The sequence below is a fragment of the Magnetococcales bacterium genome, from assembly GCA_015232395.1.
In the GTDB taxonomy this organism is placed as follows: domain Bacteria; phylum Pseudomonadota; class Magnetococcia; order Magnetococcales; family JADFZT01; genus JADFZT01.
In genome coordinates this window covers 2,802-23,066 of record JADFZT010000042.1, presented here as the reverse complement: position 1 = coordinate 23,066, position 20,265 = coordinate 2,802, and the positions used below count along the sequence as shown (strand labels likewise).

14 protein-coding genes are annotated in these 20,265 nt (G+C 54.5%); all 14 read right to left on the bottom strand.

The annotated features are described in order from the left end of the window. Positions 1-81: 81 nt before the first annotated feature. The 14 genes from HQL52_12335 to HQL52_12270 all read right to left on the bottom strand — a co-directional run bounded on the left by HQL52_12335 (position 82) and on the right by HQL52_12270 (position 20,262). Entirely contained in the window at positions 82-1,095 is a 1,014-nt protein-coding gene (locus HQL52_12335; GenBank protein ID MBF0370235.1) for a hypothetical protein, read from the bottom strand. Positions 1,096-1,124: 29 nt separating this feature from the next. After that, complete coding sequence (locus HQL52_12330; protein MBF0370234.1) at positions 1,125-2,483, bottom strand: undecaprenyl-phosphate glucose phosphotransferase; 1,359 nt, start codon at positions 2,481-2,483, stop codon at positions 1,125-1,127. A 231-nt stretch (positions 2,484-2,714) separates the two neighbouring features. After that, positions 2,715-3,449 carry a WecB/TagA/CpsF family glycosyltransferase gene (locus tag HQL52_12325; GenBank protein ID MBF0370233.1) on the bottom strand — a complete coding sequence of 245 codons (735 nt, stop codon included), beginning with the start codon at positions 3,447-3,449 and terminating at the stop codon, positions 2,715-2,717. A gap of 747 nt (positions 3,450-4,196) precedes the next feature. Beyond that, on the bottom strand, positions 4,197-5,744 hold the full coding sequence (locus HQL52_12320) for a hypothetical protein (protein MBF0370232.1): 1,548 nt from the start codon (positions 5,742-5,744) through the stop codon (positions 4,197-4,199). Continuing rightward, positions 5,741-7,591, bottom strand: a complete 1,851-nt coding sequence (gene asnB / locus HQL52_12315) for an asparagine synthase (glutamine-hydrolyzing) (protein ID MBF0370231.1) — start codon at positions 7,589-7,591, stop codon at positions 5,741-5,743. The genes HQL52_12320 and asnB overlap by 4 nt, the downstream gene beginning before the upstream one ends. A 123-nt stretch (positions 7,592-7,714) precedes the next feature. Then, positions 7,715-9,562 carry a tetratricopeptide repeat protein gene (locus tag HQL52_12310; protein MBF0370230.1) on the bottom strand — a complete coding sequence of 616 codons (1,848 nt, stop codon included), beginning with the start codon at positions 9,560-9,562 and terminating at the stop codon, positions 7,715-7,717. Between the two features lie 81 nt (positions 9,563-9,643). Continuing rightward, complete coding sequence (locus tag HQL52_12305) at positions 9,644-10,480, bottom strand: class I SAM-dependent methyltransferase (protein ID MBF0370229.1); 837 nt, start codon at positions 10,478-10,480, stop codon at positions 9,644-9,646. Then, complete coding sequence (locus HQL52_12300) at positions 10,464-11,732, bottom strand: hypothetical protein (GenBank protein ID MBF0370228.1); 1,269 nt, start codon at positions 11,730-11,732, stop codon at positions 10,464-10,466. Before HQL52_12300 ends, HQL52_12305 begins: the two co-directional genes overlap by 17 nt. Before the next feature lie 97 nt (positions 11,733-11,829). Then, a complete protein-coding gene (locus HQL52_12295) occupies positions 11,830-12,945 on the bottom strand; it encodes a glycosyltransferase family 4 protein (GenBank protein MBF0370227.1) in 1,116 nt (371 codons plus the stop codon). Further along, the gene (locus tag HQL52_12290) at positions 12,946-14,499 is read right to left on the bottom strand and encodes a sulfotransferase (GenBank protein ID MBF0370226.1); all 1,554 of its coding nucleotides are present in this window, start codon (positions 14,497-14,499) and stop codon (positions 12,946-12,948) included. 118 nt (positions 14,500-14,617) lie between these two features. Then, entirely contained in the window at positions 14,618-16,198 is a 1,581-nt protein-coding gene (locus HQL52_12285; GenBank protein MBF0370225.1) for a sulfotransferase, read from the bottom strand. 73 nt (positions 16,199-16,271) lie between these two features. Further along, positions 16,272-17,855 (bottom strand): sulfotransferase, encoded by a 1,584-nt coding sequence (locus HQL52_12280; protein ID MBF0370224.1) that lies wholly within the window; start codon positions 17,853-17,855, stop codon positions 16,272-16,274. Between the two features lie 163 nt (positions 17,856-18,018). Next, positions 18,019-18,297: a sulfotransferase gene (locus HQL52_12275; protein ID MBF0370223.1), complete on the bottom strand. Its 279-nt coding sequence runs from the start codon at positions 18,295-18,297 to the stop codon at positions 18,019-18,021. Positions 18,298-18,330: 33 nt separating this feature from the next. Further along, positions 18,331-20,262 (bottom strand): tetratricopeptide repeat protein, encoded by a 1,932-nt coding sequence (locus HQL52_12270; protein MBF0370222.1) that lies wholly within the window; start codon positions 20,260-20,262, stop codon positions 18,331-18,333. Between the last annotated feature and the right edge of the window lie 3 nt (positions 20,263-20,265).

Sequence of the window (20,265 nt, the reverse complement as noted above, 5' to 3'; positions counted from 1 at the left end):
TTAGAATCTGATAGTCACTCTCAAACCATCAGGTCACCCCTGAATGGTTTGGGATATTTGTCTGATCGTGGGGAGTCGTCTTTAGCTCTGATTCTGTTTTCGTGTGGCGCTTATGCCCCGAACCAGGGCGAGGGTGATTCCCAGCATCATGCCCAATACCGCACCCAGGATCAACATCAGGGGACGGTTGGGTTTGCTGTATTTATCCAGATCAATAACGATGGCCGGATCAATCACCTTGAAGCCATATTCCAACCGCCCTTCAGCCAGCATCACCTTTTGGGTTTCCATTTCGATCATCCGATAGATCGCTTCCCGAACGGAAATGTTGGTGATCTGTTCCAACTGATTGGTCAGATAATCGATATTTTTTCGGCCCTCCAGGATGGCATCTTCCCTGAGATAATTATTTGCCAAAATGACATAGCGATTGGCCCAGGCTGCGGCCAATACCGGGTTTTCCCACTCCATGCTCAATCTGACCAAGCCGGTTTTTTTGACATTCTGGATGGTGCGGACCTCTTCCTTGAATTTTTTATAGGCGTCCTGAATCGTCGGTGGCGGCTTCCCTTTTTCTTCCGCCTCGTTGAGTTCTTCCCGCATCAAGACCTGAAACATCTCCTCATCATGAATCAGCTGCAAACCAACGGTGCGTGAGACCAGAATGGCCTGGGCCTTGGCGTCCGGCTCATCCAGGGAAAATCCCGCCGCATTGGCCAAACCGCCAAACTGGGCCAGAGCCCGCATACCCGCTTGGTTGGTGTCGGGGGTTTGGGGCAGCAGCATGGTTTCGGCCCGATAGACCGGTGTGATGCGATAGGCAATGGCGGCAAAAAGGGTGGCCGATAGCAAAACCAGCAGCATGATCAACCACTTGGCATCCATCAACAGCCGCCAGTAGACGAGCAGATCGATGGACTCCTCCATTTCCATTTCAGGGGAGGGAGGATAGCCCATCAATTGGTTTGGTGGGGGCGATGGTGGAATCGTTCCATGGTGGATCTGCCCGGGATGGAACCCTTGACCGGATGGGGTTGGGTTGTCAGGTGGCGTTGTGCTGGGTTGGGAGGGAGGGGGCGCGGAGTGATTATCCATGGCGCCAACACCCCTCCAGGAGAGGAAAATCAATAGGCATTTTTATTGACGAAGCCTCGCAGTACGGAGAGCAGAATAATTTTGATGTCGAACCAAAGAGACCAGTTTTCGATATAGTAAAGGTCATGTTCGATGCGGCGGCGCATTTTTTCGAGGGTTTCGGTTTCACCCCGCCAGCCGTTGACCTGAGCCCAGCCGGTAATGCCCGGCTTGACCTTGTGGCGGAGCATGTAGCGGTCTACCTGTTCTTTATAATAGTCGTTGTGGACCACGGCATGGGGGCGGGGGCCTACCACCGACATGCGTCCTTGGAGGACGTTGATAAATTGAGGTAATTCATCAAGACTGGTGCGTCTGAGAAAACGACCAAAGGGGGTGATGCGGTCGTCGGTGGCAGAGGCCTGGGTCACCTGTCCGGGCTCTTCTTTGTGGAGATGCATGGAGCGGAATTTCCACACTTCAATGATGCGACCGTCCCAGCCGTGGCGTTTTTGGCGGAACAGCACCGGTCCCGGAGAGGTGATCTTGATGGTCGTGGCGATGGCCAGGAGCAGGGGGCTGATGATCACCAGGATCATGGCCGCCACAATGCGGTCTTCAATTGCCTTGACGATACGGTTGAGACCATCCATGGGGGTGGCGGAAAGATTGACCACCGGGATGCCGACCACTTCGGAGATGGAGTGGTTTAAAAGGTCAAAGCCGAAAATATCCGGCACAAAACGTAGATCCACGGTGGAAAAACGCAGGCTGTGAATCACCTCTTTCATGCGGTGTTCGGCCCGCAGGGGGAGAGCGATCCACACTTGATCGACATTCTCCTCTTCGACATATTCCGCCATAGCGTCCAGGTCTCCCAGGACCGGAATACCCATGAGGGACTCTCCCAGTTCGGGATCAGTGCGGTGGCGATCATCGAAAAAGGCGATGGTGTCCATACCGGTCCAGCTGGCGGTGTTTAGCTGTCGGACCACCTTTTCACCCAGACGTCCCGCACCGGCAATGACGATCTTGCGTTGATTGTAGCCCTTGCGACGAACCCAGCGCAAAAACAGGCGCAGCCCTACCCGATAGCTGACCAGTCCCAGCCAGGAAGTGGAGATCCATGCCCCCAGCAGATGGCGGGGAATGTCGCTTAAGGCCATCTCCATCAGCACGATGGCTGTGAGCATGGAAAAGAGCGCCCAGGTCGTGACCCGGACTTCTACCCACAGGGAGGTGCCCCGCCAGGGTCGATAGAGCTGGAAGGCGGAAAAGACGATGCCCCATAAGGGTAGAATGACCACTCCCCGGCTGATCATGAACCACGTGGAGGGTGGTTCACCAAAGATCAGCAGCCAAGAGAGGATCAATGCGCCGAACAGAACACAGAGGTCCAATAGGCGCATGATGCCACTGAGCAGCGTGGAGTGGGTCTTCAGTATGCCTGGTCCCGATTTTTCGCCCAATTTTTTCAGCCCGAATTGTTTGCACTAACGTGGATTAAACAGAGATCCGCCTTTTTGGGAGGATCTCCGAATGATTTCGTGTCCGTGAACCGAAGCCGGTTGATCAGGAGGATCAATGGCATCGGTCAGACTTTTATTGGTTTCAAACCGTCTTCGTTTGGTTCACACCGCCTACACAGTACCTTTACCCCGACGGTTGAGGAGCAGTTCTTTCATCAGCCAAGCCAAAAAGCGGGCGTTGGTGGTCAGATAGCGCCGCCACATGCGTTGGGGTTCCTGCAGCAACCGGAAAAACCATTCCAGACCGGCATTTTGCATCCAGACCGGGGCACGGCGGGCTACTCCAGCCATGACATCGAAGGTGCCCCCCACCCCCATGACAAAATCGACCCCCAACTCCTCACGCCAGCGATTGATGAAGGTCTCCTTGCGGGGAGAGGAGATGGCCACAAAAAGCAGCTTGGCCCTGGAAGTCCGAATCGCCTCTACCATGGCGGGTTCATCCTCCCAAAAATAACCGTGATGACAGCCAGCGATGGGCAGCTTGGGATGGAGAGCGCGGATGCGTTTTTCCACCTCTACGATGACCGGCTCCCGAGCCCCCAGAAGATAGACGGGCCATTGGCGCTCTTCGGCCATTTTGAGCAGGGCATAATAGAGATCGATTCCCGCTACCCGTTCCGGCACTTCCCGACCCAGCAGGCGTCCAGCCCAGACCATGCCCATGCCGTCAAAGTTGATGATATCACAGACTGAAACCGCCTCCTTGAGTTTTTTATCATCCTGCATGCTGACCGCTTTGGCGACATTGACCACCACATGCTGGGTAAAGCGACCTTCCTCCAGGCGACGTTCGATCTCTTTGACCGTGGTGGCCATGGTCCAGGGGTGCATGACCGCTCCCATCACTTCCACCGGTTGGGGCAGGGGAGGGTTGGTTGTTGGTTCCGTCACGCTTTCGACTCCACGCATATTCCAGAATGTCGAGCCCCATGATGGCCTGACGGTCGGTCCCTTGGGGGGATTTTCCGAATAACGGATCCACCGTCCCAACGTAGCCGTTTATCCTCTGGATGAAAGGCTGTTTCCAGGGAAACTATCTGGCCGGATTCATGCTTTTCTGCCGGCATCCCGGCTTGTTGCCATCGTAACCCATCCGTGATCCAACCGTCATCATAATCCAAGCAAGCCCCGACGCACCCAATGAAGAAGGGGTCTGGTCGATTTTGCGAGGTTGATTTCGGACCATTCGATCGTATTCGGTATGATGGACTCTCTACCTGTCTGAGAATAGCTCTCAACCCCTTTGCAATGCAACAAAAAGAAGGCGATTGCCAGCCAATGGAGTGGTAAATCAGGCTATGCTATCGGACACATTCAACGGGGCGGCGTTGTGGATTGATTTTTTTTGCAGGCCAAACGCTGTTCCAGTCAGATGTTTTTCTCTCTCTCAGGGTAAAAAACAGGCGCGCTCTTCTGGTGTGATATCAAGCTTGGTGATCCATTGAATGGATCACCATCAAATGGTTTTTTCGACGGCCAGGGGAGAGTCTGTTGGCTGTGGAAAACAAGCCAGGTGACCCTTGGCGGTAAGAGATGGCTGGGGGGATCCTGCAAAAATGGTGTCTCAACAGGAGGGGCGTGTTGTGGTTTTTAAGTGCGGGCAGAATATTTGGGCTTGATACCCGCCCGGAACAGTTTTTGGGAATGAAGGCGTTTCTGTTCTAAGAGGGCTGGGCCCAATATGCCAAAACAGGAGCAGGCCAGCATCAATTCGAAGGAGCCGTTCCAGACCGGAGAGGTGACTGAAACGCTCATCATGTAGAGGACGGTGAAGAGAGATGTGTGGAGGTAGACCCGGGAAAGGGGATCCCGGGTCTTTCTGGCCAGGCGAAAGAAGAGTATGGCCAAAGCGCCGATGGACAATAAATAACAGAATAGCCCTATAAATCCAGCCTCACCCAAAATGTGCGGCCAGAAGGTATCGGTGAGATATTCTCCTGCCCGATACCACCAGAAACGATGGAATTCCAGGGCATCGTAGAGTGGAGAGCCATAGGTGGCTGCCGCATGGCCGGCAAATCCCCCCAGCCCTCCCCCCAGGGGAAACTTGTCGAGGGCTATCATGACCCCTTGATAATAGAAAACCACCCGGGCAGCTTGGGAATCTTCGATGCTGGTGAGTTCCAGGCTCTCAGCGACCGCTATGAAATAGGGTAGGAGCAGGTAAAAGATCAGGGCTCCCAGGCCGGATAAAAGGAGTATCAGTGCGGGTTTGACCCCGAGGGCCTGCTTGGGTAGGGAGATAAACCAGATGAACGCTATACAGAGAACAAAGCCGGCAAACTCCTGACGGGAAAAGGCCAGCACCAACAGCAGGCTGGCAAGCCCCAGCCAGAGGGTGTTGCTGGCTTGATTCATCAGATTCTGATGTCGGGATCCCCCCAAATGGTTTGCCTCCCTGGGCATTCCGGGAAGGGGTTTTTTAAACCGCATGCTGATATAAAAAAAGCCGCCCATCATGGCGCAAAAACCGGCCATCTCACCGGGAAACCAGAAAGCACCCGCGCCCCTGGGCAATTTGTAGCCGTTGGGCAGGGTCAATGAAGCGGTGTGGCCCCCTGCGGCAAACACCTCATCATAGGTGTGAGGGGCCATGATCTGAAAAACCACCAGTGGCAGGGAAAGCAGCAGTAAAAATTTGACAATGAGACTGAAACGGCTCCAGATCCAAGTGGTTTGACCGGCACCGATAAAGGCCAGGGTGATGACGGGAAATTTTTGTTCCAGGGCCAACTGGAACACCATCGCGGCGGGATCAATGCCAGAACCAACCCAGCTGATCACCCCCATGATCAGATAGCCCACGTAGGCGAAAAAGGCCGTGTAACCCCAAAACCCAGCCCTGAACAATATCGCCAGACCTCGAAAAACATGAGGCAAAAGCAAAAGCATCAGCACCTCTTCCAGCATGCCGATGATCGGAATTTCTTTAATGAATTCGAGTTTTTTGAAAAAGGGATAGATGGCGATGAAGGCCATCCAGATAAAGAGTCCTTTGGGTGGTCTTGGAGCCCGTTTTTTATGGGGGAGGGGAGGTGGCTGTTTTTCAGCGACCGGGCTTGGCCTCCCGCCTTCTTGGTGGCTTTCTCCAGCCGGTTGGCTGAGACCACCCATCTCTGGCATGGTGCTCTCGGTCATAGGTTTTCCTGCTGCTTCCACCAGACGGCCAACATCAACAGCGCGAACACCTGGCGGCTGCGATCAGGCTTGCCAGCGAGATGCGCCTGCCAGAGTTTTTCCACGCCACGGCGCTGTAAATGGGAAAAATGGGGGGCGGAAGAGTCTAAAAGTTCGGCGGTAACCCACTCCTTCCAGGGACCACGGGACCAAGCGCCGAAAGGCACCTGGAAGCCCTTTTTAGGACGATGGACGATGGTGGATGGCAGATATCCTTCAGCCATTTTTTTGTGGACAATCTTGGTCTGACGCAAGGCCATTCGGTAGGAGAGGGGCAGGGATTCCACAAAGCGAACCAGCTCCACATCCAGCATCGGCACCCGGGTTTCCAGGGAGACCGCCATGGAAATTTTGTCGCCGTAGAGAAGCAGATCGTCCGAAAGGTTCATGCGGGCATCCAGACGCATCATCTTTTCGGCAGGCTCGCAATCGCTCCCCTGCAACCAATCGAGCCAGCCGTTCATCGTCTTCCGAGCCCCGCCATCCGAGGTGGTTCCCAGGAGCTGTTGGCGCCATGTTTCAGGAAAGAGGGCGCACGCCTCCACAAAGCGGTTGGCGGTATCGGGCACCGGCAGGGTTCTGAAACCCCGCTCCAGTACATCCGGCATGCCCGGCCAGAGGTGTCTGGTCAGCCATCCAGCCCCCTGCCACCCCCCAGGCCAGGGAGCCAGGCTCCTCAGTAGCTCCACCTGATAGCGGCGATATCCCCCCCAGGGTTCGTCATTGCCTTGGCCGGTGAGCACCACCGTGACATCTTCCCGGGCCTTTTTGACCAGATACCACATGGGCAATACCGATGTGGTGCCCAGAGGCTCCTCAATGGCGGCGGTCACTTCGGCAAAGGCCATTTGCAGCTGATCCGGGCTCACTTCCACCCGGGAAAAGGGCAGGTCCAGCACCTGGGCGGTTTCAGCCGCATCGGCCAGTTCACACTCTCCGTGCCCCTGGCCGAATCCCACTGAAAAGCAGGGCAGATCCCGTCCGGCATCCTTGGCCAGCGCTGCCACCAGGGCGGAATCGATTCCCCCGGAAAGGAGCACTCCGACAGGGACATCGGAGAGAAGTTGCCGGGCGACCGCCCCCCCCAGCTCCTGGCGGTAAGCCGTCACCGCATCCGCCAGACTCCCCGTGAAACGCTCCCGGGTAGGGGTGACAAAGCGCCAGATGTGGCTCTCCCCTGTGGCGATATCGAAGGTGAGGCCGTGGCCTGGGGGAAGGCGTTTGATGCCTGGCCAGAGGGTTTGGGGGGAGGGGACATACCGGAGGGTGAAAAAAGCCTCCAAGGCGGTTTGATCCACCCCTCCCGGGACCACGCCCAGGGCTTTGACTCCTCTGGCTTCGGAGGCGAAGGCAAAGGTGTCTTGATGGTGGAGATGGTAGAGGGGCTTGATCCCAAAGGGATCCCTGACCAGGTGGAGCTTGCCTTCCCGGGTGTCGAGGGCGGCAAAGGCGAACATGCCGTTGAGAAGGGGGAGGGTTTTTTCGATCCCCTGGTGGGCCAAAAGTTCTACCAGGGTTTCGGTATCGGAGTGGCCCCGAAACGGGATGGCCAGGGGGGTGCGCAGTTCCAGGTGATTGTAGATCTCACCGTTATAGGTGATCCACCAGCGTCCATCCCGGCTGACCATGGGTTGTTGGCCTGCCGGGGAGAGATCGAGTATGGAGAGTCGGGTGTGGGCCAGGCGGATGGGTTTGCCGTGGAGCTCCAGCTGCTTTTCACCGGAGCCGTCGGGGCCTCGGTGATGTAAAGCGGTGATGGCTGGGGCCAGGGGGCCGGGGTAGCCGACCGTACCGATAATTCCACACACGTATCATCCATCCAATATATAAAAAAGTGGGTGGGGCGTTTCATCCTGGGTGCACCAACCCCTCTATGATGGATGCGCTGGCCTCCCGGGGTCAACCTGAAACACCACTCCTGTCGAGTCCCGTCAATGGTTGGGCCCATTCTTCCCTGCGAGGGCAGCCAGCAGGGGGGTTAATTCTTCTTGGAAGGCTTTTCCAGTGCCTACGGAGCTGGCATAGAGGGGTTTGCGGACCTGAACGTTGCTGGTGGTCAGGACGCTTCTGTGTGTTTCATGAAATGCCAGACACCGGGTATGCCAATCGAGGCCACAATAATCCAGCAGTCGCCGTGTCTCACCTTCCTGATTTCCAACCAACTCTTCATAGCAGAGATCGTACACGAAGTCAGACAGAACCGTTTTCCAGTGGCTCATCAGTCCTTGATAGAGGCGGTGGTAGCCCCCCAGCTCGGTGAGATCCCAGGAATAGTCGTGGCCCTGGGCAAAATAGTTGCGAAAAATGGAAAAACAGGTATCCACCGGGGAGCGTTGGATGTGGATCACCTTGGCGTGGGGCAGCATGATTTTGATCAGGCCGATGAAACGAAAATTGCCCGGCATCTTGTCGGAGATGAAGGGGATCCTGCCTGGATGGCGCTGCCGTAAGTGGCTGAGATAGTTCTGCCCCATGGTTTCCAGATCGGCCTGCTTGAGGGTGGCTATCTTTTTGGGAAGCTGATGCAGGGAGTGGATCCCCGGATGGGCCAGGAGACTCTCTTCCAGGATCGTCAGCTCCCCGGCACCATGGAGATCGGGGTGGCTGGCCAAAATCTGCTCCACCAGGGAGGTGCCGGAGCGGGGCATGCCGAGGATAAAGATCGGCGTGGGGTCGGGCACTCCCCAGTCAGCCCGGGCGGTAAAAAAAGCGGGGTCGAATCTCTCCTGGATGGCCTGAAAAAAAGCGCGTTCCTGGTTGAGGTCGAAGGGAGTCCGGGCGCGTTGCAAACGGTTGCCGGTGAGAAAATGTTGAAACCCTTCCCGGGTGCGTTGTAGATCGCTTTTGGCCTTGCCCAGGGCAAAATGCAGATGGATCCGGTCGGTATCCGGGAGGTTGGAATCTGCCAGGAGTTTTTCCATTTGGGCCAGGTGTGTGCTGTGGGGATCGGTTTTGCGGGTGTGGGTCAGGTGGCGGTGGGCCTCGGCAAAAGTGGGGTTGAAGGTGATCGCCTGTTGATAGTGCCAAACCGCCTCATCCAGCTCTCCCAGGCTTTTCAAGGCGTTGCCCAGATTGTTGTGGGCTTGGGAAAAATCGGGCTTGAGCTGGAGGGCTTTTCGATAGCAGTTGACCGCCTGGGCAAGCTCTCCCTGCTCCATCAGCAGGGTGCCCAGATTGTTGTGGGCGGGTAAGAGGTCCGGTTTTAACCGGATGGCCTGTTGATAGCATCCTTTGGCTTCGGCCAGCTTTCCCTGGGATTTTAAGGCGTTGGCCAGATTATAATGGGCTTCGGGAAATGAGGGGTTCAAGCGTAACGCTTCCCGGTAGCTGGCAATGGCCGCGGGGAGAGCTTGTCGATTTTGTAGAATGTTGCCCAGATCGTGGTGGGCCTGGGGGAAGTTCGGTTTAAGCCGGATCGCCTGGCGCAGTGCGGCTTCCCCCCGCTCAAGGTGACCCGATTGTTGTAGGAGCAGGCCCTGTTGGTGGTGGGCTTCGGCAAAGTCGGGTTTGAGTCGGATGAGCTTTCGAAATTGGGTCAGCGCCTGGTCGATATCGCCCTTTTCCTTGAGGGCGAGACCATAATTAAAAAGGGCTGCTGGATGGTGGGGGGTGATGGCGCAGGCACGGCCCAGATAGTCGACAGCCAGATCCCACTCTCCCCTCTGGGAGGCGATCACGCCCAGCAGTTGCAGGGCATCGGCCTGATTGGGCTGGGCGGCCATGATCTGCTGATAAATTTTTTCGGCGTCGTTGATTCGGCCAGCCTGATGCAGCGTCATCCCCTGTTGCAAAAGCGTTTGCAGGTTGGCTCGACTTGGCTTTGGACCTGGGCTTTTGGCAGATGCTTTCACACTTTGGAATCAACCAGTAGGTTTTCTTAACAGCAGTACGACACCTGCTGCCGTATCCATGGAGAGGGTGGAGCGGCTGATGGGCTCATTGGAGTAGCTGAGATATTTTTGGGCAAAGTAGTGGGAGGCCCAGTTGTAGAGGAGCTTACCCGGATATCTGCGGATCGGTGGATAGAGAAATTTTTCGCCAAAGGGAAAGTCGTATTCGCCAAAATAGACTCTTCCGGCTTCTTCGAGTCCCGATGGCTCAATGACACGTTTTTGCAGAAGATCAAGATCGTAGTGGCGCTGATAAAACACCTTCCCCTTGCGGTTATCCCCATACACCTCCCCATCCTTGTAAAAATCCCTCGGGAATCCATCGTTGACCAGAGTGGTGAGCAGATAGATACCTCCGGGCTTCAGCAGGGAGGCTGTGTGTTTCATCACTTCCAGATCAAAGGGATCTTCGATGTGTTCGATGACAGAGATGGAGGTGATGAAATCCAAAGGGGTCTCGGGGGTGTAATCCAGGATATTTTGTTTGAAAATTTGAAAGCGGTCATTGGGAACGGTATGGCCCAGTCGGAGCATGTACTCTTTCTGCTCTGACAGCCAATCGCATTTGTCCACAACCGTGATGGACCATCGGCTGTTGTCATAAAGAAAGGTCGGTAAAATGGAATCACCGGTACCCACATCCAGATAGTAGAGAGGTTCCTCAAGGCGAGGGCGCAGGTGATCGATGATCAGGGGCAATTCAGCAGCCCGTTCATAGCGCATGCTTTTGAGAATCCGAATCAGACCCAGCTTTTTATTGTGTTGCGTCAGTTCCAGAAGGGTCGTCGGATTAATCCCTTTTTCCATCGTTTGCGTGCCTTCGTAAGATATAGGTTAACGCTAGAAAAAAGGCAGTGTTTGCGTGCCTGATGTAAGTGGCACCCTCCACCAGCCGGGAAATGGTCGGATAATAGCGGAATCGTAACAGTCCTTCTCGGGTTATTAGACGTGTTTGGAATAATTTTAATATTTGACCAATGGTCCGGTCATCCTGCTGGAGATTCAACAGATTGACGGATTCGGCAATGTCATAGCTATCCCACAAGTATGAAACCGGGCGATGCCGGAGGGCAAAAGGGGTGGGTAGCCCATCTTTGAGCAAAAAATTGTTAAAAAAAGCTGTTCCTGTTTGCAGGGCGGTTTGAACCCGGTCCAGTAGATCTTCAGGTAGATGATGGTCTGTACCGAGCGCTTTGAGGTTTTTTTCAATCTTAAACAGGTTTTTCAAAACGAAGCAGGTATGGTAGCAGTCGATAAAGCTTTCCTTGACGGCATAAGGCCAGGAGCCGTCGGGGTTTTGAGACTGGAGAACGAAATCAAGAGAGGGGTTGAAATGATTCAGCAGCAGCGGATCCCGAAGGAGCTGATAACCCCGGATCAGGATCATGGCCCGATAGCTTTGGGAGTTGACCACCGTGCGTTCATCGACGATGGAATAGCCGGTAATGGGGCCATCCACAGTGGGGAGGTCTACCTGCCGGTAGTCGTGGGCGGTGTGTTGGACAATTTTTGCCAGGAGCGCGTCATATTCTGACGAAGGCTCGATTTTGTTCAGTCGATCCAGGAGTTCGAAGACATAGGCGGTCTGGGTGTGGCAGGGGGTGTTGGCCGGGATCAGACCGTCGATGGTCTGCCAATTCAGGTGAATTCCCCAGCCAAGGCCGTTGGGGGTTTCTACCGCCAAATCGTTGATGGTCTTCAGGCAGGATTTGGCCTTCTCCAGGAATTCATCCTTTCGTTCCGGATGGACTTCCGCCAGGTTCAGGCAACCCAAACCCCAGTGGGCCAGACAAATGGCGTGTTGGCGTTTTTTGACAAACAGCCTCTTCAGGCCCGGCAGTAAAAAATCCACCAGCAACAGCGGCAGGGCAGGCAGCACCGCCAGATATTTGTTCCGGTACCAGATTTTTTTGACCAGAATACCGTAGGGGGTGCCAAAGAGATCAGCCGGGTCAAAGGTGGCGGTATTGGTTTGGGTAAAGTGGGTCTCCAGCCGAAGGGCCAGGTCGTTTATCTCCTGGATCTGCGGTTGGGATATGTCAGATTTTTCAGTGGCCATCCCTGGGGTTAAACCTCAATCCATATCAGGCTTCTAATCGCCGAAATTATTGAATAATAAATGTAAATCATGGATCAGCCGTTGGGATTGTCCCGGGTTAATCCATGAATAGCTTTTCCAAACGCGCTCCCACCACCCTGGCTGAAAATTGCTCCAGCACCCATCTCTTGGCAGATTGGCCCAGGGAGAGGCGTTTTTCAGGGTTTTCCAGGGAGCGAATGGCAGCGACCAATGTGGCCGGGTCGTTTTGCTTGACCAGCAGGCCTCCCCGACCATGAGGGACCACATCCCCAATAGGGCCGGAATCAAGAGCCACAACCGGCAAACCATACCCCATCGACTCCACAAATACGATCCCAAAAGAGTCGCACTGGGAGGGGAGGCACAATATATCCGAATTTTTGAATAAATCTTCTTTATCTTTCCCGCTCACCCAGCCGGTAAACTGCACCCGGCTGTCCAGATTCAGGGTGTGGCAATAGGTTTCCAGCATCTGGCGGTTTTCGCCATCTCCGGCCACGATCAACCGGAAGGTGTCTGGAAGGTAAGTGAGGGCTTTTATGACCTCCTTGATCCCTTTGCCAGGTACCAGGCGGGTGATGGCCAGGAGGGTGATCCCGGGGTTGGGATTTTCGCTTGGTTTTGGGGGGGGCAGGGATGGAATGGGCTGCTGGGCAATTGTTTCCAGGCTGGCGGGAAGAGGGTTGGGAATGACTGCAAGGGGCTTTTTAACCCCCGCCTCGGTCAAGCGTTGTTGCCACCATGGGGTGAGAACGCACACCACATTTGCACCTGAAATAAAGGTGAGAAAGAGGCGGCGTTTCAGGGGGTGATTGAGATAGTCGGAGACCTGAAGAGCGTGGAGCTGGATCGCGGCCCGACCACCCAACAGCCGCACCAGCCAGAGAATGACTCCCTGGCGAAAGAGGGCAGGCATCTCACCGGCATGGCCGTAGTGCTGTACTTTGATGCCCCGAAAACGGAGTTTCAAAAGCTGTCGGGTGATCCGGAAAAGGGCGACAAACCAGATGCCAAACCGGCTCCCGGGATCCGTCGGGTGGTGGGTGCGGATGAAGCGCCACTCAAAACCGGCGAAATCAAGTGCTGCCAAATAGCCTGGCAGGGCATTGGCAATTCCCCCGGCTTGGCTTTCGGGGTCGGTGCCGGTCACCAAAATAAATGGCCGCTCTTTCCCTTGGCTGCCGGTACCCATCTAAATACAGTCCCCCAAGGCTTTGATCAGGGGCTGCAGTTCTTTTTCGTATGATTTCCAGGTGCCGATGGAATTGGAATAGATGGGCTGGCGGACCTGCTCCAGACTGGCGGTGCGGACTGTTCTTTGGGTCTTTTGAAAGGAGAGGCAGCGATCATCCCATTCCAGGCCACAATGGTCGAGGAGTCGACGGCTCTCCCCCTCCTGATCGGCGATGATTTTTTCATAATGGATATCGTAAATGGCCCCGGGAAACATCTGGTGCCAGTGGGTCATCAACTGCCGGTAGAGCTGATAAAAACGGCCCAGCTCTGTCAGGTCATAGGCAAAGGGTTGATCCCCGGTAAAATTGGTTCGAAAAATGGACAGGCAGGTGTCCAGGGGGGAGCGGACGCAGTGGATGATTTTGGCTTGGGGCAGAAAGAGCCGGATCAGGCCGATGTAGAGAAAATTGATCGGCATTTTATCGGTGATAAAGCGGGCCTGGGGGGAGAGGCTTCTGAGCTTGCCAACGATGGCCGCCCCCAGCTGATCGAACCCCTGCCGATCCATCTGGGCGGTCAAGGGCAGGACCGACTGTTGTCCCACAGCAAACAATTTTTCCCGTACTGCATCCGCTAGGAAGGGGAGTTCCCCACCCCCATGCACCTCTGGATGGCTAGCCAAAATCTGTTCTACCAGGGTGGTGCCGGAGCGGGGCATGCCGACGATAAAAATGGGGGTAGAGTCTGAATGGCCCCAACCCGCCTTTGAATCCAGAAAAGCTTGGTTGAAATGTTTTGTGAATGCCATGAAATCCTTGGTGCTTCTTTCGATGTCAAACTGAAAGGTGGCGCGCTTGAGTCGGTTTGCTTCCAGAAGATATTGAAACCCCTTGGCGTGTTCTTTCAGGTCGATCATCGCCTTGCCGAGGGCGAAGCAGAGGGCGATGCGCTCCTCCCGATCGGTGACTCGGGCATGGAGGGACTCCATGGTGCGAATTTGGGGGTCGTATACCCGATATTTGCGAATGTGGGTGAGGCTGTAGTGGGCTTTGCACCAATCGGGCTTCAGAGCCAGGGTTTTTTCCAGATAAACCATCGCCTCCTCGATCTTTCCCGCTTCGGCCAGAGCGTTGCCGAGATTGTGCTGGGCTTGGGCAAAATCGGGGGTTAAGGCCAGGGCTTTTTTGAAATGATCTGTTGCTTCGTCATAGGCGTGCAACTCTTTGAGGATCACCCCCAGATTGTTATGAGCGGAGGCAAAGTCAGGCTTGATGGCGAGGGCTTTTTTCAGGCTTTCAGCCGCCGCCTGGAGCTTGCCCTGACCCTTGAGGGCTACAGCCATGTTGCTGAAGGCGTCGGTGTTTTGAGGGTCGATCGCCAGGGCCTGCTGATACCAGCCAATGGCCTGGTCCAGTTGACCCGCTTGGTGTTTGGCAACTCCTTGTTGCAGTGCGGCAATCGCTTGAAGAGGTGTGTTTTCCGGGTTGGCGGTGTTGGTTTTTCCGCTATGACCGGACTTTCCGGTTGCTCCAGTTTGTTTCTGATCAAGCGGTTCGTCGGTATCGTTCATGGAGCGCTTTCGATGAATAATGGGGTCGAGGGGGCGTTTCTTTGGTTGGAATGGAAACCGACCCCACATGTCGATGAAAGACTGAATCCTTTCAGGCCTAAAAAAGAGATTGATTTTCTCAATCAGTCAGGGAAACGTCATCCACGGCATCCCCCAGGGCCATGATCAGTGGCTGTAGTTCGTCTTTATAACGTTTCCAGCCATCCACGGAGGTCTGGTACATGGAGCGGCGGACCTGCTGAAAACTTGCCGTACGCACTGGCCTGTTGGTCTTGTGAAAATGGAGACAGCAATCATCCCACTCCAGATCACAAAAGGCCAGGACCCTGCGGGTTTCCTGCTCCTGGTTGGCAGTCAACTCTTCGTATGAAATTTCGTGTATGACCCCCGGGAGCACTTTGTTCCAGTGCGCCATCATCTGCAGGTAAAGTCGATAGTATTGTCCCAACTCGGTCAAATCATAGGCAAAAGGCAGATGGTTGCCGAAATTAATCCGGTATATGGACAGGCAGGTGTCCAACGGAGAACGGCGGATATGGATGAATCGGGCCTGGGGAAGTATGGTCCGGATAAGACCGATGTAAAGAAAATTGAAGGGCATTTTATCCACGATGTGAACAGCATCAGCGGATAGTTCGCGTATTTTACCGATATATTCGGCCCCCAGTTGCGCAATCTCCTCTGCATTCAAGCCGGAAAAATAATTGGGAACCTCTCCCGCCAACGACACCTCTGCAAACGGTCGGTCTTTGAAAAGAATTTGATTGACAAAGTTGAGTTCTCCCCCACCGTATACTTTTGGATGACTGGCCAAGATCTGTTCCAAAAGGGAGGTTCCGGAACGGATCATGCCGATGATGAAAATGGGGGTGGGATTTGGATGGCCGCTGTCTTTACGCTCTTCCAGGTAGGGGGCTGTGCATAGTTCGCGAAGATGGCGAACGACATTTTTGCTTGTTTCGATATTATATTGAAAGCTTTCTCTTTTTAGGGCGTTGCCTTTTGCAAAATATTGAAAGGATTTTGAATATTGTCCCAAGTCAGCCATGGCTTTGCCAAGCGTAAAATTTAGATTGATTTGATCACCCTGGGACGGGGTATTGGCCAGCAGGGATTCCATGGTGCGAATAAGATCATCATTTTCGGTGTGTTTGTGTAAATATGAAATATTACAAATGGATATAATGTCATTCGGTTTGATGGCAAGTACTTTGCGATGATGCTTTTCTGATTCCGCAAGGTGGCCTGATTCCAACAGGGCATTGGCAAGGTTGTGGTGGGCGTTTGCATAATTTGCTTGGAGGGCGATAGCCTGCCGGAGGTGTCGGATCGCTTCATCCAGTCGGCCCATGTTTTTCAGGACGACCCCAAGGCTATTGTGCGCTGAGGCAAAATGGGGGTTGATGGCGAGTGCTCGTTTCAGATGCTGTTCGGCCTCTTTCAGCTTTCCCTGCATCTTGAGAACAGCCCCAATGTTATTCATGGCATTGATATTTTGGGGGTCAATCGTCAAAGTCCGGCGATACCAGGCAATGGCCTGATCCAGCTGGCCGGTCTGGTGGTGGGCCACCCCTTGTTTCAGCGCGGCAATGGCCTCTGGAGGCGTGGAACTCTGAGAGGCGGTTTTCCCGGGATCACCTGACGGACTTTTTTCCCGGGGAGGGGTGTTTTGTTCATTCCGTGGTGATTTGGTGTCCATTCAAGTCTCGCATTTGTTTGTGGGAGTGGTAGTTACTCCTGGGGTGTTTCCCACCAGTCGGTGGCACTTCTCCTCAATCCGGCTCCGGTGCGTTTCCCAAAGCTGAGATTAAAGGTTGCAGCCCTGCTTCATAGCATCGCCAACGTTGCAAGGAGCTTCGGTAAAGGGGCTTGCGTACTTGTACTTGGCTGGCAGTTTTGACGGATCTGGCTGTGTTGTGAAAGTGAAGGCAGTTTTCTTGCCAATTTAGTCCGCAAAAATCGAGCAGTCGTCGGGTCTCCCCCTCCTGATCCCGGGTCAGTTTTTCATAAGAGAGGTTATGAATTTTTCCGGGAAAAAGCTGGTGCCAGTGCGCCATCATTTCCCGGTAGAGCCGATAGTAGCCCCCCAGCTCGGTGAGGTCATAGGCAAAAGGGTGGATTTCGGAAAAATGGGCGAAAAAAATGGAGAGACAGGTATCCCGGGGGGAGCGTTGGCAGTGGATGAAGCGGGCTTGGGGGAGCATGAGACGAATGAGCCCGATATAGATAAAATTGAAGGGCATCTTGTCGCTGATAAAACGGGGAAGGGGGGCGGCGGTGGCGGCTTGCTTGCGAAGCCGGTCCAGATAGTCCCGCCCCATCTGCTGAAAATCCATCGCGTTGAGAGCAGGTATCTTGAGAGGAATTTCACCCAGGTCGGCAGCACCGGTTTTGGCCATTAAAATCTGCTTGATGAAGGGCAGCTCCCCGGCACCGTAAACGTCTGGATGGCTGGCCAAAATTTGCTCTGCCAAGGTGGTGCCGGAGCGGGGCAGGCCTACAATAAAAATCGGGGTGGGATCATCGATTCCCCACCCTTGCCTGGCTGCAAAAAAGGTTTGATCCAGCTGGGCGCGGTAGCGATGAAAGCTTTTTTTGCGCTGTCTCAGATTAAATTGAAAGCGGCTGCGTTGCAGTCGATTACCCGCCAGATAGTGGCGAAAGGCTTCATCGTGGCGTCCCAGGTCGGCCAAACTTTTGCCCAGGGCAAAGTGGAGGTAGACCCGGCCTTCGATGGTTTTTTCCTGGTTCACCAGGGCGGCCATTTGATCCAGCCTGGGATCCTCGGGAAGAATTTTTTGCGCTTGGGAGAGGCTGAAATGGGCTTGGGGAAAGCCGGGGGCGATGGTCAGCGCTTTTTGTTGGCTGGCAATCGCTGCTTTCATCTCTCCTTGGGTGGCCAGGGCCAATCCCAGGTTGGTGTGGATGGCGGGTTGCTTGGGATCCAGAGTCAGGGCCTGTTGAAAACAGCGAATCGCCTCATCCAGGCGCCCCATATCCTGAAGGGTGAGCCCCAGATTGCTCAACACCAGGACTTGATCCGGTTGGATGGTCAGGGCCTGCTGAAAACAGTCTGCTGCCTCTTTCAGTTTACCCAGATTTTTCAGTGCCGCACCCAGATTGCACAGCGCCGTCATGTTGTGAGGCTGCAAGGAAAGTAACTGACGATAGGTGGCTACAGCCGCTGGGAGCTGTCCCCCTTGATGGTGAGTCAAAGCCTGTTGCAGAAGGGCCAGGGGGTTGGTCGTGGCAGCAGGCGATGAACCCGTAACAATCTGGAATTCCAGTTGATTGGGAGAGGATCCGGAAGGGGTTTTGGACTGTTTGTTTTGTTGCCTGCGTTGGGATCTGTTCATGGCTTGGGATCTGTTCATGGTGGATTTGGGATATAGGCTTAGAGGTTGGCTTGATTCGAATGGTCGATGGCGGTATCAGCGGGCTGTCGGGTGTGGGTTATTGGGCAGACTCCGGTTTGCCAACGATATCGACCAGAGGTTGCAGCTCCTTTTCATATCGCTTTCACCCCTCTACCGAGCTGCGATACATGGGTTTGCGGACCTGTAACAGGGAAGCGGTCTGTACCGGGCGATCCGTTTGATGAAAGTCCAGACAGCGTGCATCCCATGACAGCCCACAATAGTCGAGTAGCCGTCGGCTCTCAACCTCTTGATTGGCAGCCAGTTTTTCATGGTGGATCTCATGTATGAACCCTGGAAAAATGCTGTTCCAATGAGCCCTCAATCCCTGATAATCGAGGGTGTGGCGGATGGTACCTTGTCCACAGACTGGGTCACCCACCCACGTACGCTTCCGCCGGAAGAGCCGTGTTTTCTATTCGGCATATCCGAAGGCTTTGATGAAGGGGGCCAGGGAGCCAATGTATGGTTTCAGCTGTGCTTCATAGCGCTTCCAGCGGTATTTGGCCGACTGGTAGATGGGCTCGGTGACCTGTGCATAACTGGGGGTGTTGATAATGCCTCTTTTTTGAATCTGGCTTCGATAGTCCAAAACCGCGTCGTCCCAATCAAGCTCCAAAAAGTCCAGGAGCTTGCCGATTTCACCCGGCAAATCCACTAGCAGGGATTCATACTTGATGGTGTGAAAATAGCCCGATGGCAAAGTTTGGCAGGCCTGCCACAACCCCATCACTTTTGTGTAATAGTGGACGGCATCCTCCAGGGTGAAAAAATTGGCCATGGCATCATTGATTTGATAATCCTGCATAAAGTTGGACAGGACCACGTCACAGGGATGGCGTAGAGAGAGAACGATCCGGGCGTTGGGAAATAGCCTGATGATCAAGGGGATATGCATGATGTTAAGAGGCAGCTTGTCCACAAGTCCGGCATTGGGATCTGATGGGAGGTAGCGCTTAGTCTCTCTAAAATAGATGTTTCGAAGTTCCTGGAGTTGCGTTTCAGTCAGGTCGGCCAGGGATGGATAACCCCCGGGAAGGGTCAAAAGGGTGTTTTGGACCACATCCAGGCAAGGTTTTTCCTCCATGACCTGTAGAGCGGGGTGGCTGTTGAGAACCTGGTCGAGAAGGGTGGTGCCCGAACGGGGAAAGCCCACCAGAAAAAAAGGCGGGGCCGCTTTGGCGGGATGGGGTGTTTTGTTCCAGGAATCAACCCACCCCCAGGTGAGCAGCGTCTGTTTTTGATCTATATCCCGAAGCGTTTTTTCCTTATCGGCCAGCTTGGCATCTTCGGTTTCAGAAACCAATTCATTGCCATGGGTGAATTGCTTGAAGGCATTTGGAGTGTCGTGCACCTTGTCGTAGAGTTTGCCCAGTTCAAACGGAATGGCAAAGGCCCGCTTGGTGCGTATCTGCTCCAAAGTGACTGTCTTGAGCATCTCGATGGCCTCTTCGATCCGACCCTCCCGCCGCAGGATTTTGGCCAGGTTGTTGCGCACCATCAGGTTGTTTGGTGAGTGCGTGAGCGCTTTTTGAAGATGGCTTTTGGCCTTCTGGATGTGGCCGGATTGTTCAAACATAACCCCCAGGCTGATATGGGCATCGACGAAATCGGCTTGAGCTTCCAGGGCGCGGTGGAAAGAGGCCTCTGCTTCGGCAAGACGGTTTTGACCCTGTAGAATCCTTCCCAAAATATTGAGTGCTTGGGGGGAGTCGGGATTGATTTCCAGGGCGCGGCGGCAGGTCGATTCCGCTTCGGCATTCAGCCTTTGAACCCGGCACATGTTGGCCAGGCCGTATAGAGCCTCCTGATAGGCTGGTTTGAGCGCCAAGGCGCGTCGATAACAAGCTTCGGCTTCCTTGAAACGCCCCAGGTCACGTAGCGCCTTGCCCAGGTTGTTGCAAGCTGCGGCAAATTGGGGTTTGATCTCCACGGCGCGACGAAAACACGCCTCTGCCTCCCCAAAGCGTTCCATCTCATGAAGAAGCTCACCCAAATTGTTGAGCACTATGGGAAAATCAGGCTTGATCGCCAAAGCCTGCCGATAGCTTTGTTCTGCCGTTTCCTGTTGGGCCAATTTTTTGTAGACATTCCCCAGAATGAAGTGAGCCTCGGCCAGGTTGGGCTGTTGCTCCAGGGCTTGATTTAAATGGGATAGGGCGGTTTCAAGGCGACCGGTCCTAAAAGCGATGACGCCCAAGTAATGGTGGGCTCCGGCGTGTAGGGGGTGGGCGGACAGAATGGCCTGAAACACCCTTTCGGCTGGTTTCAGGCGTCCGGACTGGAGGTGGGTTACGCCCAACGACAAAGCCTGTTTCAGAGAGAGCGTCTGATTGGGGGAAGACATGCC